11 protein-coding genes are annotated in these 13491 nt (G+C 60.9%); 3 read left to right on the forward strand and 8 right to left on the reverse strand.

Going from position 1 to position 13491, the window contains the following annotated elements:
- The first annotated feature begins 20 nt into the window (after window positions 1–20).
- From bcp to ACPF9B_RS07425, 3 genes are all read left to right on the forward strand, one after another.
- Complete coding sequence (gene bcp, locus ACPF9B_RS07415; protein WP_007204520.1) at window positions 21–488, forward strand: thioredoxin-dependent thiol peroxidase; 468 nt, start codon at window positions 21–23, stop codon at window positions 486–488.
- A gap of 225 nt (window positions 489–713) precedes the next feature.
- Window positions 714–2006: a DUF5930 domain-containing protein gene (locus ACPF9B_RS07420; protein WP_424180380.1), complete on the forward strand. Its 1293-nt coding sequence runs from the start codon at window positions 714–716 to the stop codon at window positions 2004–2006.
- Window positions 1996–2496: a bactofilin family protein gene (locus ACPF9B_RS07425; protein WP_007204518.1), complete on the forward strand. Its 501-nt coding sequence runs from the start codon at window positions 1996–1998 to the stop codon at window positions 2494–2496. The genes ACPF9B_RS07420 and ACPF9B_RS07425 overlap by 11 nt, the downstream gene beginning before the upstream one ends.
- A 24-nt stretch (window positions 2497–2520) precedes the next feature.
- Here the strand turns inward: ACPF9B_RS07425 and ACPF9B_RS07430 are convergent, their stop codons facing one another.
- The 8 genes from ACPF9B_RS07430 to hemA all read right to left on the reverse strand — a co-directional run bounded on the left by ACPF9B_RS07430 (window position 2521) and on the right by hemA (window position 13289).
- Entirely contained in the window at window positions 2521–3324 is an 804-nt protein-coding gene (locus ACPF9B_RS07430; RefSeq protein ID WP_424176434.1) for a DUF2189 domain-containing protein, read from the reverse strand.
- A gap of 45 nt (window positions 3325–3369) precedes the next feature.
- On the reverse strand, window positions 3370–4494 hold the full coding sequence (prfB, locus tag ACPF9B_RS07435; protein WP_007204516.1) for a peptide chain release factor 2: 1125 nt from the start codon (window positions 4492–4494) through the stop codon (window positions 3370–3372).
- Between the two features lie 63 nt (window positions 4495–4557).
- The gene (locus ACPF9B_RS07440) at window positions 4558–7077 is read right to left on the reverse strand and encodes a PBP1A family penicillin-binding protein (RefSeq protein ID WP_040482765.1); all 2520 of its coding nucleotides are present in this window, start codon (window positions 7075–7077) and stop codon (window positions 4558–4560) included.
- A 122-nt stretch (window positions 7078–7199) separates the two neighbouring features.
- Entirely contained in the window at window positions 7200–8360 is a 1161-nt protein-coding gene (locus tag ACPF9B_RS07445; RefSeq protein WP_424176437.1) for an N-acetylmuramoyl-L-alanine amidase, read from the reverse strand.
- Complete coding sequence (locus tag ACPF9B_RS07450; RefSeq protein WP_424176439.1) at window positions 8357–9502, reverse strand: pyridoxal phosphate-dependent aminotransferase; 1146 nt, start codon at window positions 9500–9502, stop codon at window positions 8357–8359. Before ACPF9B_RS07450 ends, ACPF9B_RS07445 begins: the two co-directional genes overlap by 4 nt.
- 45 nt (window positions 9503–9547) lie before the next feature.
- The gene (gene ispG, locus ACPF9B_RS07455) at window positions 9548–10672 is read right to left on the reverse strand and encodes a flavodoxin-dependent (E)-4-hydroxy-3-methylbut-2-enyl-diphosphate synthase (RefSeq protein WP_040483090.1); all 1125 of its coding nucleotides are present in this window, start codon (window positions 10670–10672) and stop codon (window positions 9548–9550) included.
- A 72-nt stretch (window positions 10673–10744) separates the two neighbouring features.
- Window positions 10745–11953, reverse strand: coding sequence for a helix-turn-helix domain-containing protein (locus tag ACPF9B_RS07460; protein ID WP_424176441.1), 1209 nt, complete (start codon window positions 11951–11953; stop codon window positions 10745–10747).
- A gap of 112 nt (window positions 11954–12065) precedes the next feature.
- Window positions 12066–13289: a 5-aminolevulinate synthase gene (hemA, locus tag ACPF9B_RS07465; RefSeq protein WP_424176443.1), complete on the reverse strand. Its 1224-nt coding sequence runs from the start codon at window positions 13287–13289 to the stop codon at window positions 12066–12068.
- Between the last annotated feature and the right edge of the window lie 202 nt (window positions 13290–13491).

The following is a 13491-nucleotide window of genomic DNA, read 5'->3' on the forward strand; positions in this document are numbered from 1 at the left end:
CTCAGCGGAGATCATCAGCCATGACCCACCCTGCCATCGGCGACACTGCGCCTGCAATCAGCCTGCCGCGCGACGGCGGCGATATCGTCAATCTGTCCGATTTCGCGGGCAAGACAGTGGTTCTGTATTTCTACCCCAAGGACGACACACCCGGCTGCACCACCGAAGCCATCGGTTTCACCCAAAGCGTCGATGATTTTGCCGCCGCCGGTGCCGTGGTGCTGGGCGTGTCCAAGGATTCCGTGGCCAAGCACGCCAAGTTCGTCGCCAAACATGACCTGAAAATCGCGCTGTTGTCGGACGAGGCGGGCGATGTCTGCGAACGCTATGGCACCTGGGTCGAGAAAAGCATGTATGGCAAGACCTATATGGGCATCGAACGCGCCACATTCCTGATCGGGCCGGATGGCAAGATCGCGCAGGTCTGGCCCAAGGTCAAAGTCTCCGGCCATGTTGACGCGGTGCTGGCGGCGGTCAAGGCGCTGTAATCGCGCGCCATCCGGCAGGGTGCGACGGCCGTGACCGGCACGGATCTGCAGGTCTCGGCGGAACTTTGCGCAGATTGGCGTGTTTTCCCCCTAGGGCCGAAAATCGGGGATTGGGTGTTGCGACATGGCGTTTGGCTGGCTAACACGGTCCAGCACTGCCTTTTGTGGGGAAACGGGGCAGGTCTGATAGCCAAGCAAGGTGGATAACTGGTGCGTTCAAGACTGATGAAACCGATCCATGCCACGCTCGAGCGATGGTTCCCTGAAAAGCGGCTTTTCCTGCGGTCAGACACCGAAACGCGTTTCATCCGCCTGTCATCGGAAACACAACTGGTCGCTTGGGCGGGCAGCACTATCGTGGTCGGCTGGACCATCGTCGCCACCGCGATCCTGCTGATGGATAGTATCGGGGCGGGCAATTTCCGCGCACAGGCGCAGCGCGATCAGATGACCTATGAACAGCGGCTCAATATCCTGTCATCCGACCGCGATAACCGCGCCGCCGAAGCGGCATCCGCCCATGCGCGGTTTGAAATGGCGCTAGAACAGATTTCGATCATGCAATCGGAACTATTGGCCACCGAGGAAAAGCGCCGCGAGCTGGAAACAGGGCTGGAGGTGGTGCAGACCACCCTGCGTACCACGATGAAAGCCCGCGAAGAAGCGCGCCAGCAGGTCGCCATGCTGACCGCGACCGGCGACAACGGCACACCGCTGTCGATGCCTGACGAAGCTGTCGGCACCGTCAACCTGCTGGCCAGCGCGCTGGCCGAAACCGCCGCCGAGCGTGATCAAATCGCCGATGATGCAGGCATGGCCATCGAACAGGCCGCGGAAATGCAACTGGAATTGCGCCTGCTGCAGGAACGCAACGACCAGATCTTTCGCCAATTGGAAGAAGCGATGCTGGTCTCGGTCGAACCGCTGGACAATGTGTTCCGCGCCGCTGGCATGAACCCAGACACGCTGATCGAACAGGTCAGGCGCGGCTATTCCGGCACCGGTGGTCCGCTGGCGCCCATCGAATTTACCGCCGCAACGGGCGAGCCGGACCCCGACAGCCTGCGTGCCAATGCGATTCTTGCGTCAATGGACCGGATCAACCTGTACCGGATCGCCGCCGACAAACTGCCGATCGCGATGCCGGTACGGTCGAATTACCGGCTGACATCGGGTTTTGGACAACGCTGGGGCCGGCTGCATGCAGGCACTGATTTCGCGGGGCCGGTCGGGACGCCGATCCATGCCGCTGCTGATGGCGTTGTGGTAAAGGCAGGCTGGGAATCCAGTTATGGCCGCCTGATCACCATCCGCCACGATTTTGGCCTTGAGACGCGCTATGCTCATCTGAACACAATTGACGTGCGGGTTGGCCAAAGGGTATCGCGTGGCGACCGAATTGGTGCTATGGGAAATTCTGGTCGTTCGACCGGGCCCCATCTTCACTACGAGGTGCGCGTCAATGGTAACCCCGTCAATCCGATGACTTATATAAGAGCTGGACAGAATGTTTTCTAAATCCAAAATCAATGAGCCCGGGCCAAAGGTGGCCGATTCTCCCGCAGCCACCACGGTGGATGCCAGCAAGACCGGCAGCCCGGTTCCTGATTTCAAAACATCGCCGCCCAAGGCCAAGCCACCGGCATCGATGCTGTCGTCGGATCTGCTGATCACCGGCAATTTGAAAACGACTGGTGATATCCAGATCGAAGGTCAGGTCGATGGTGACATCCGCGCCCATCTTCTGACGGTCGGCGAAAGCGCGACGGTCAAGGGCGAAATCATCGCCGACGACGTCGTGGTCAATGGCCGCGTGATCGGTCGTGTCCGCGGTCTCAAGGTGCGGCTGACCTCGACCGCGCGGGTCGAAGGCGACATCATCCACAAGACGATCGCTATCGAATCGGGCGCACATTTCGAAGGCTCCGTGCAGCGGCAAGATGACCCGTTGTCCTCAGGTGGCCAAAAAATGCCCGTGCTGCCCACAGCCGAAGGCGACAAGGCCTGAGGCTTTGCAGAGAAGATAGATTGATTACGGGCGTCCTTTGGGGCGCCCTTTTTCGTCGAAATCCAACGCCCGCCGATACAGATGCCATGTCGCGTGGCCCAACACCGGCAGCACCACGATCAGCCCCACAAACCACGGCAGCAGCGCCAGCAACGTCAGCGCGGCGATCAGGCCGGCCCAGCACAGCGTCACAGCGGGGTTCTGGCGCACCACGGCAAGGCTGATCAGCATCGCGGTGACAAAATCAACCTCGCGCTCCAGCACCAAAGGCAGGCTGACCACGGTCAGCGCAAACAGCAAAAACGCCAGCACGGCACCAACCGCCAGTTCGACGGCAATCATGGTCAGGCCGGTGGGGGTCAGGAACACCTCCCAGCTTTGGGATACGTTGGTCATCGTGCTCAGCCCCATGAACAACGCGAAAATCATATGCGCCAGAAAGGTCCAGAACAGGAAATAAATCACGATGATCGCGCCAAGCCACGGCAATTGCCGGGTGCGTTCCTGCCAGACGATGGCCAGCACCGCGCGCCATGACAAAGGCTGGCCCGTCTCGATCCGGCGGCTGACCTCGTATAAACCGGCGGCGGCGAAAGGGGCGATCAGTGGAAAGCCAAGGCTGGTCGCCAGCGTCCATGTCACATGCCCCGCGCCCAACGACAGCATCCCGAACCCACCCAGCACATAGACTGCGCTAAAGAACAGGCCGAATTGCGGGGTTCTGCGGAAATCCTTGATCCCGGCCAGCAGCGCCGCACGCAGGTCAGCCAGCGCAAGGTCACGCACCTGCGGGGTGGCGGAGTGGCTGATCATGCCAGTCTGGGTCATGCGCAAATCTTGCGCCCAAGGGCGGCTTTTGGCAAGCCAGCCTGATCAGTCCGCGTTGGCCGCGTCCCGCCCCTTGCCCGACATATCCAGCGCCAGCGTCGCCCCCATTAGCCCGTCCAGATCACCGTCCAGCACGCCTTTGGTGTCCGATGTCTCGAACCCGGTGCGCAGGTCTTTGACCATTTGATAGGGTTGCAGCACATAGGACCGGATCTGGTTGCCCCAGCCCGCATCGCCCGCGTTTTCATGCGCCTCGTTCACCAGCGCAGAGCGTTTATCCAGCTCCATCTGATAAAGCCGCGATTTCAACGCCTTCATCGCGATATCGCGGTTCTGGTGCTGCGATTTTTCCGAGGAGGTGACCACGATACCAGTTGGAAAGTGGGTGATCCGCACAGCGGAATCGGTGGTGTTGACGTGCTGGCCGCCCGCACCGGACGACCGGTAGGTATCAAGGCGGATGTCGCTGGGGTTGACCTCGATCTCGATATTGTCATCGACGACGGGATAGACCTTGACCGATGTGAACGACGTATGCCGTTTCGCCGCTGAATCAAAAGGCGAGATGCGGACCAGCCGATGCACGCCGCTTTCGGATTTCAGCCAGCCATAGGCGTTGTGGCCCATGATCTTATAAGTGACGGATTTGATCCCCGCCTCGTCGCCCGACTGCATGGATTGCAATTCGACCTTGTAGCCCTTTTTCTCGGCCCAGCGGACATACATGCGCGACAGCATATTGGCCCAGTCGCAGCTTTCGGTGCCGCCCGCCCCTGCGTTGACTTCAAGGAAGGTATCATTGGCATCCGCCTCGCCATCCAGCAGCGCCTCGAGCTCTTTTTGCGCGGCTTTCTCGCGCAGGGATTTGAGCGCCTCTTCAGCCTCGGTGATGATGTCGGCATCGCCTTCCATCTCGCCCATCTCGATCAGTTCGATATTATCGGCCAGTTCCTGTTTGATCGTATCATGCATGGTCAATGTATCGACCAGCACCTGCCGGTCGCGCATCAGTTTCTGCGCGGCGTCGGGATCGTCCCACAATGTCGGGTCCTCGACCCGCGCGTCGAATTCTTCCAGCCGGTAGCGGGCGGTTTCATAATCCATCCGTTGCGCCAGCAGGTTCAACGATTTCTGGATCGCATCGACATTGTTCTGCGTTTCAGCGCGCATGGGACACCTGTTCCGATTGGTTCTGAGGGGTCTTACATCCCGCACCCGCCAGCGGCAAGGCGGTCAGTACAACCCGCCGGTGGACAAGGTGCCAAAGGTCGCACGCTCGCCCACGGTTGCCGTATCGCCGGTGGATGTCGTGACTTCGCGCTGGCTGCGCGGCACTTCGTCATACAGCGGCAGATCGGCGGCCATGGCGAAACCGCCGTCATACATGATGCCAAAGACCGGTTCTTCGCCCGCGCGGAAACATTCCGCCACCACGTTGTCGCCCAAGGCATCATCGGGCAGGCGCGCACCGCTGAAGCGGTCGATCTTGATGAACTGGCATTGATCGGGCACCCTGAAAGGCGGCGCGCCGAACACATCAATCGCCTCGGTCATAAAGCGGTTGAACACCGGCCCGCACATGCCGCCGCCCGATGCACCACTGCCCAGACTGCGCGGATTGTCATAACCGATGTAACAGCCCGCCACGATATTGGACGAAAAACCCACGAACCAGACATCCTTGCTGTCATTGGTGGTGCCGGTCTTGCCTGCGATCTGCGCAGGCAGGTTCACCGACCCCGCCGCCGTGCCGCGTTCCACCACGCCCTGCATCATGGATGTCAGCTGATAGGCGGTGACTTCGTTCATCACGCGGGTGCGGTTAGACAAGATCAGCGGCGCCTGCCCTGCGGGCAAGGTCAGATTGGCGCAATCGGGGCATTGCCGGTCATCGTGCAGATAGACGGTATTGCCGAACCGGTCCTGCACGCGGTCCACCAGCGTGGGTGCGACCCGTTCGCCACCATTGGCGAACATCGCATAGGCGGCGACCATCTTGAACAATGTCGTCTCGTCCGATCCCAGCGAGGCTGCCAGCACCGGGTTCATCCGGTCATAAACGCCAAAGCGTTCGGCATATTCGGCGATACGGTCAATCCCCACCTCTTGCGCAAGGCGGACGGTCATCAGGTTGCGCGACCGTTCAATGCCGGTGCGCAAGGGTGTCGGCCCATAAAACTGGTTGGACGCATTCGTTGGCCGCCACAGCCCTTGTGGGGTCATGATCTCGATCGGGGCATCGACCACGATGGTGGCGGGCGAATAGCCGCTGTCCAGCGCGGTGGCATAGACGAAAGGCTTGAACGATGATCCGGGCTGGCGTTGCGCCTGTGTCGCGCGGTTGAACACCGATGCCTGATAGCTGAACCCGCCCTGCATCGCGATCACGCGGCCAGTGTTCACATCCATCGCCATAAAGGCACCCTGGACCTCTGGCACCTGCCGCAGGCTCCAGCGCAGGAATGAACCATCGCTGTCCTGCACGATGCGCCGGACATGCACCACATCGCCGGGGGTGAAATTGTCAAAGAAATTGCCGCGCATCCACTCGATATCGCGGCGTGGCACGACATGGGGTTCCGCCTCGGAGGCTGGCAGCCCTTCGATGCCGATGCGCAAGCTGTTTTCGGCCACGGCCAGCACGACGGCAGGGTGCCATTGCCCCCCCAACATCACGTCGCGCGGCAGATCGGTTGCGCGCAGCGCCGCGCGCCATGCAGCTTCATCCGCCAGCGCCTCTGGTGCGATGGTCAGGCCGGTACCGCGCCAGACGCCTCTGGCGCGGTCAAAATCCTCCAGCGCCTGTTGCAGCGATTGTGCCGCAACCTTTTGCAGTTCGGGATCGACCGTGGCGCGGATCGACAGGCCACCGGAAAAAAATTCCTCCTGCCCGAAATCCTGGCTGAGCTGGCGGCGGATTTCATCAGTGAAATAATCACGGTCCGGCAAGGTCGTGCGGAAATCAGCATAATCGCCGCCCTGCACGGTGCGCAGCGGTGATCCGGTTTCCACCGCCAGCGTGATATCGTCGATATAGCCGTTCTGATGCATCAGCCGCAGGGTATTGTCGCGCCAGAAAATCGCCGCCTCTTGGTCGCGCACGGGGTGGCGGTTGCTGGGCGATTTGGGCAAGGACGCGAGATAGGCCGCCTCGCCCGCGGTCAGGTCGGTCAGCGGTTTGTTGAAATAGGTCAGCGCCGCGGCGGTGACGCCAAAGGAATTCTGGCCCAGAAAAATTTCGTTCAAATACAGCTCAAGGATACGTTCCTTGGACATCGCCTGCTCGATCCGCACGGCAAGGATGATTTCCTTGATCTTGCGTTCCACCGACCGTGACCCGTCGAGCAGAAAGTTTTTCATCACCTGCTGGGTGATCGTGGACGCACCGCGCAGGTCTTCGCCACGCGATTGCACGGCGTCGATCACGGCCGACAGCATGCTGGTCGCGTCAAAGCCTTGGTGGGTATAAAAATTCTTGTCTTCCGCAGAGATGAATGCCTGTTTGACCAGATCGGGGATATCCTCGGCCGGGGTGAACAGGCGGCGTTCGACGGCGAATTCGTCGATGATGCGGCCTTCGCGCGAATAAATCCGGCTGATCGTCTTGGGCGTGTATTGCGACAGCGTCTCGTAGCTGGGCAGATCGCGGCCATAAAGGAAAATCACCCCGCCCAGGCCAAGCGCGGCCATCACCAGACCCATCGTCAAAAAGGTGAAAATGCCACCGAAGAATGAGAAGATAAAGCGCAACACGGGGCGGTCGTTCCTTTCAGGATTCCGTGTGCTTATACGCGCTGCCTGCGTGGGGGTCAAAACCGCAAATGCCCGTCAAGCGGCACGCGCCAATGCGGGACATCACAATCGCCTGATCCGCGCTAGGGCATGCCGCTGCGGTATTGCGCAACCGCCTGCGTGATCGCCGCCACCAGCCGCGCGCGGCTTTGCGGGTCGGTCAGGGTCTGGCGGTCCTGCGTATTTGACAAAAACCCCGCCTCGATCAGCACACTGGGGAAATCGGCGGCCAGCAGCACCGAAAACCGCCCCGTACGGCGGGGCTTGGCATTCAGCCGCACGCCCTGCGCCTGCATCTGCGCGATCACGTGGTCCGCAAAGGATGCCGCGCGCGGGCTGGTGGTCTGGCGTGCCAGATCCATCAGCACACCGGTCACCCTGTCATCGGTGACGGACAGATCGACCCCCGCCAGCAGGTCGCCGCGCTCATGCCGTTCTACCAGCAGTTCCATAGCGATATCGTCGCTGTCCTCGGACAGGGTATAGACCGAGGCGCCCCAGGCATCATCGTGTTCCAGCGCATCAGCATGCAACGAGATGAACAGATCCGCCCGCGCGCGGCGCGCAATGCTCATCCGCGTGAACAGCGGGACAAAGACATCCGCCTCGCGGGTCATGACCACGGCCACCCCGTCCTGGGCGCGCAGCTGGCCTGCGATTTCAGCGGCAAATTCCAGCATCAGATGCGCCTCGGTGATCCCGTTACGTTCAGCCCCGGGGTCAACGCCGCCATGGCCGGGGTCAAGCACGACGATAAAAGCACCGCTCTGGCGCTGCTCCAGCCCGCGCAATGCAGCTTCGCTCAACGCATCCCAGCCCGGATCGGGCGGCGCACCGGCGGCGGCGGCGAAATCATCCGCCGTGGTGCGGGCCAACCGCAGGGTCAGCTGCGCGCCCTGCGCGTCGCGGGTCATCTCGGCCTTGGCCAGCGTCAGGGGTTCGCTCAGGTCCAGCACCATCCGCGTCCAGCCGGGCCGGTAGGGGCCAAAGCGGATATCCGTCACGCGGCGGGCGCTGTTGATCGGGCTGGCACTGGCCCCGCCGGTATCCAGCCCTTGAAAATCCAGCACCAGACGGCGCGGGTCATCGAGCGTGAATATCCGGTAAGGCACGATGTCCGACAGGCCCAGCACGATCTGCACCGACCGCCAGCCATCGCGGATATCGGATCTTTCGGGGTCGAACCGCGCCTGTGCGCCAGCACTCGTGGCCAACAGGCAGCACAGCACGATCCAGCGGATCATGCGCGGCGCGCCTGCATGAACCGCGCGATCCGGTCCAGCCCTTCGATGATATCCGCGGTGCCGCGCGCATAGGAAAACCGCAGCCAGTGATGCCCGCGGGCTGCGTCAAAATCCAGCCCCGGTGTCACGGCTACGCCTGCCTGATCCAGAATCTCGGCGGCAAAGGCGCGGGCGTCATCTGTATAGGCAGAGACATCGACATAAATGTAGAACGCCCCGTCAGGCGGCGCAAAGGCCCCCAGCCCCGCCGCGCGCAGCCCGTCCATCATCAGTGCGCGATTGGCGGCATAGACGGCCTTGTTGGCATCCAGTTCCGGCGCGCAATTCATCGCATGCAGCGCAAGGCGCTGTGCGGCATGGGGTGCGCAGATGAACATGTTCTGCGCCAGCCGTTCGATCCGGCGGACGTGGTCATCCGGCACAACCATCCAGCCGACGCGCCAGCCGGTCATCGAGAAATATTTGGAAAAGGAATTAATGACATAGACCTCGTCAGTGACGCTCAGCGCCGAGACAGGGCGCAGGTCGTAGTCGATCCCGTGATAGATTTCATCCGAAATCAGCGCGGCATCACGCGCGGCACAGGCCTCGGCCAAGGCGGCCAATTGGGGGGCATCCAGCATGGTGCCGGTGGGGTTGGCAGGCGAGGCGACGATCAGCCCGGCCAGATCATGCGCGGCCACATGCTGCGGCTGCGGCTGGAACCGGTCCGCAAGGCTTGTCGGAATATCGACGGGCGTCAGTCCGACAGCGCGCAATATCTGCCGGTAGGACGGATAACAGGGCGTGCCAAGGCCGACCCTTTCGCCATTGTCGAACAGCGCCGAAAAGGCCAGCAGAAACGCACCGGATGCACCCGAAGTGATGACCACGCGCGCAGGGTCAAGGTCCAGCCCGTACCAATCGCCATAATGACGCGCGATGCGGGCGCGCAAATCGGGCAGGCCAAGGCCCACGGTATAGCCCAAAGGATTGGCCATATCCGCGATCAGCTGGTCGCGCGCCGCTTTTGGCGCGCCGGTGCCGGGCTGGCCGACCTCCATATGGATGATATGGCGGCCTGCGGCCTCGGCCTGACGGGCGGCTTCCATCACATCCATCACGATGAAAGGGTCAACGTCGCCGCGGGTTGCGTGTCGCATCTGCTGCCTCTTGGTGGGGTTTCGTAAGGTGGATCAAGATCCACCCTACTCGGCGGCCAGATCGCCCTTGGCTTCGATTTCGGCGGCCTTTTTTTCGACCTGTTCGACGATATGTTCGATCATATCGGCATTGGATTGCTTGTGGCTTTGCTTGCCCGCCAGATAGACCATGCCGGACCCTGCCCCGCCGCCGGTGAAACCGACATCGGTCATCAACGCCTCGCCCGGACCATTCACCACACAGCCGATGATCGACAGAGACATCGGCGTCTTGATATGTTCCAGCCGCTTTTCCAACGCCTCGACCGTCTTGATCACGTCGAACCCCTGCCGCGCGCAGGACGGGCAGGAAATGATATTCACCCCGCGGTGCCGCAGGCCAAGGGATTTGAGGATTTCGAACCCCATCTTGACCTCTTCCACCGGATCGGCGGACAACGAAACGCGGATCGTATCACCGATCCCCATCCAGAGCAGATTGCCCATCCCGATAGCGGATTTCACGGTGCCGCTGATCAGGCCACCCGCCTCTGTGATCCCTAAATGGATCGGGGCGTCGGTCGCATCCGCCAATTGCTGATAGGCGGCGGCGGCCATGAACACGTCGGACGCCTTGCAGGAAATCTTGAATTCATGAAAATCGTTGTCCTGCAGGATCTTGATGTGATCCAGCCCGCTTTCGACCATCGCATCGGGGCAAGGTTCGCCGTATTTGTCCAGCAAATGCTTTTCCAGCGACCCCGCGTTCACCCCGATTCGGATCGAACAATTGTTGTCGCGCGCGGCACGGATCACCTCTTTGACGCGTTTTTCATCGCCGATATTGCCCGGGTTGATGCGCAGACAGGCAGCGCCGGCTTCGGCGGCTTCGATGCCACGTTTATAGTGGAAATGGATATCGGCCACGATCGGCACCGAGACATTGCGCACAATCTCGCGCAATGCCTTGGACGAGGCTTCATCAGGGACCGAAATACGCACGATATCGGCACCGGCATCGGCGGCGGCCTGCACCTGGGCGATGGTGCCTTTGATGTCGGTGGTCAGCGTATTGGTCATCGTCTGCACCGAGATCGGCGCATCGCCACCAACCGGCACATTGCCCACCATGATCTGACGGGATTTGCGGCGATAGATATTCCGCCAAGGACGGATATGGTTCAGGGACATCATTGCGCTTTCACGAAACCTGCGTTCATCCGCAACCTAAGCGCCCCTGCCGCTGTGGGCAAGCGTCTGCGGCTATTGGTCTGTCACGGCTTCTGCGACACGGATGATTTCGGCCAGGTCCGCATCACTGGCAAGATCGGCCAAGGCATAGCTGGCGGTCAGATTATCCACCGACAGAACCACATTGGAGGTCACAACACCGCGCTGCCCGACTGGGCCGTAATGCTGGCCATTGACCGCGAAATACATCGCACCGCTTTCGCCGACCCGCAGAATGGCGGGGTCTTCGGTCGCGGGCAGCACGAAATTCTGGCCGGGTTCCATGATGCCTTCGAAAAGGACAACGCCATCCGCTGCCTGTACCCGCACCCAGGCTGGGCGTGCGGCGACCAATTGCACCTGCGGCGCGGGCGGTTCGACCACCTGAATACTGGGGGTCGGCAGGGTATCTGGCTGAGCAATGGGCAGATCAGCTGCGACCATCGCGACAGCGGAATTATCTTGGCCTGATGCCAAGGCACCGATCATGCGCGGGGTCAGCGTTGCAATCGGGGTGTCGCGCGCGACCATGACCGGCACATCCAGCGCCTGCGGGCGATAGAGCCGGTCCAGCGCATCGGGCGATGGCAACGTCACATCCGCCAGCGCATCGCCAGGAACATTGAATCCATTGCCGCCACCGGCAAGTGGGTCAAGCTCTGACACCACAACGGGGGCCTGTTCGACCGGGGCGAATTGCACGCGCTGCACCTCTTGCAACACGGTCCAGCCGCCATAGCCCAGCCCCGCGATCATCGTGATCAGCACCAGCACAGACCCGATGGCACGCAATTCAAGCTGCGCGAAAACCGATTCCCGTGCAGGGACGAAAGGCGTGCGCGACGATAAAAAGATATCCTTGCCAGCCGACACGCGGCTGGTGTCCGCCACGCGATTTTTCAGCGAGGACGCCTGTTCTGACATGCCATGCGCGGTCGCAAAGCCGCTTTCCTTACAAAAGGTGGCAAAGGCTGCGTCGGGGTCCATGCCAAGATAGCGCGCGTAGGACCGCACATAGCCCGCGATGAACCCGGGCGTATCAAACGCCGATGGGTCGGCATTTTCGATTGCAGCGATATAGGCCGCCTTGATCTTTAATTCGCGCTGGATATCCAAAAGGCTTTTGCCGAGCGTTGCACGTTCGCCGCGCATGATATCGCCAAGACGCAAGGCGTAATCGTCAAACCCTCTGGTTTGAACGTCCTGCGCCACGCTGGCACGCCTGAAGGTCTTTCCCATCATTGACTGTCCTGCCGCACTACGCCCCTCAGCGGCACCGACCGAATCAACCGGGAAGTACTGCTTGCAAAAGCTGTACCATATCAACGCGATGCTTGCACATCAGCAATAGGCGTCAACCCGCCAATTCAGCCCGATTCAATGCACAATGCGACCACAAACCGTCCAATGCCCCCACAAGTGCGGTCATTTCACGTGATCCATGTACCGGCGACGGGGTAAAGCGCAGCCGTTCGGTGCCGCGTGGCACGGTCGGGAAATTAATCGGCTGCACATAAATTCCGAATTCGGACAGCAGCATATCGGATAACTTTTTGGTGTGCTTTGGGTCGCCGACGATCAGCGGCACGATATGGCTGCCATGATCGATGATCGGCAGGCCCAACCCCTTGAGCCGCAGTTTCAGTATTTTCGCCTGCATCTGGTGGCTGTCGCGCAGTGCCTGATCTTTTTTCAGATGTGCAACAGACGCTGCCGCTGCGGCTGCCACTGCTGGCGGCAGGCTGGTGGTAAAGATGAACCCCGGCGCATAGGACCGCACAGCGTCGCACATCTTTGGCGAAGCGGCGATATAGCCGCCCATCACACCATATGCCTTGGCCAGCGTGCCATTGATGATGTCGATGCGGTGCATCACACCGTCACGTTCCGCCACCCCTGCCCCGCGCGGGCCATACATGCCGACGGCATGGACTTCGTCGCAATAGGTCAGCGCGCCGAATTCTTCGGCAAGATCGCAAAAGGCGGCAATCGGCCCGAAATCACCGTCCATCGAATAGATCGATTCAAAGGCGATCAACTTGGGCGCAGCCGGATCGTCGGCGGCCAGCAATTCACGCAAATGGGCGACGTCATTATGCCGGAAAATCCGCTTGGCCCCGCCGTTGCGGCGCACGCCTTCGATCATCGACGCATGGTTGAGCGCATCGGAATAAATAATCAGGCCGGGAAACAGTTTCGGCAGCGTGCTGAGCGTTGCGTCATTTGCGATATAGGCGCTGGTGAACAGCAATGCAGCGCCCTTGCCATGCAGATCGGCCAGCTCGGCCTCGAGCCGTTTGTGATAGACGGTGGTGCCGGAAATGTTGCGCGTCCCGCCCGAACCTGCGCCCGTTGCCTCGATCGCCTCGTGCATGGCGGCCAGCACGACAGGGTGCTGCCCCATGCCAAGGTAATCGTTGCCACACCAGACGGTCACGGGCATTTCGGATCCGTCAGGTTTGACCCATGTCGCATGCGGGAATTGACCACGTTTGCGTTCGATATCGATAAAGGTGCGATAGCGGCCTTCGTCATGCAAGCGGTTGATCGCTGTATCCAATTGGGCGTTATAATCCACCAATCCGTCCTTCTTATCGTGACAGGACGCTCTCTTTTGCGGGGCGCCATGAATCGTTCTAATCTGCATATAGGGCAGAAACCGCCCGAACAAGACGCTACAAACTGTCACCCCTCGCCGAGCTGACCCTAGGCCGGCCAAAATGTGCAGACCATGATCTGGATCAATAAATTTCAGCTGGCGCGATTTGTCCAATCGGGCG

Source organism: Yoonia sp. TsM2_T14_4 (assembly GCF_049602355.1).
GTDB lineage: Bacteria > Pseudomonadota > Alphaproteobacteria > Rhodobacterales > Rhodobacteraceae > Yoonia > Yoonia vestfoldensis_A.

What these genes read in the sequence shown, in the direction of transcription:
- bcp (WP_007204520.1), top strand. Translation starts at nt 21, where the DNA reads ATGACCCACCCTGCCATCGGCGACACTGCGCCTGCAATCAGCCTGCCG.
- ACPF9B_RS07420 (WP_424180380.1), top strand. Translation starts at nt 714, where the DNA reads ATGAAACCGATCCATGCCACGCTCGAGCGATGGTTCCCTGAAAAGCGG.
- ACPF9B_RS07425 (WP_007204518.1), top strand. Translation starts at nt 1,996, where the DNA reads ATGTTTTCTAAATCCAAAATCAATGAGCCCGGGCCAAAGGTGGCCGAT.
- ACPF9B_RS07430 (WP_424176434.1), bottom strand. Translation starts at nt 3,324, where the DNA reads ATGACCCAGACTGGCATGATCAGCCACTCCGCCACCCCGCAGGTGCGT.
- prfB (WP_007204516.1), bottom strand. Translation starts at nt 4,494, where the DNA reads ATGCGCGCTGAAACGCAGAACAATGTCGATGCGATCCAGAAATCGTTG.
- ACPF9B_RS07445 (WP_424176437.1), bottom strand. Translation starts at nt 8,360, where the DNA reads ATGATCCGCTGGATCGTGCTGTGCTGCCTGTTGGCCACGAGTGCTGGC.
- ACPF9B_RS07450 (WP_424176439.1), bottom strand. Translation starts at nt 9,502, where the DNA reads ATGCGACACGCAACCCGCGGCGACGTTGACCCTTTCATCGTGATGGAT.
- ispG (WP_040483090.1), bottom strand. Translation starts at nt 10,672, where the DNA reads ATGTCCCTGAACCATATCCGTCCTTGGCGGAATATCTATCGCCGCAAA.
- ACPF9B_RS07460 (WP_424176441.1), bottom strand. Translation starts at nt 11,953, where the DNA reads ATGATGGGAAAGACCTTCAGGCGTGCCAGCGTGGCGCAGGACGTTCAA.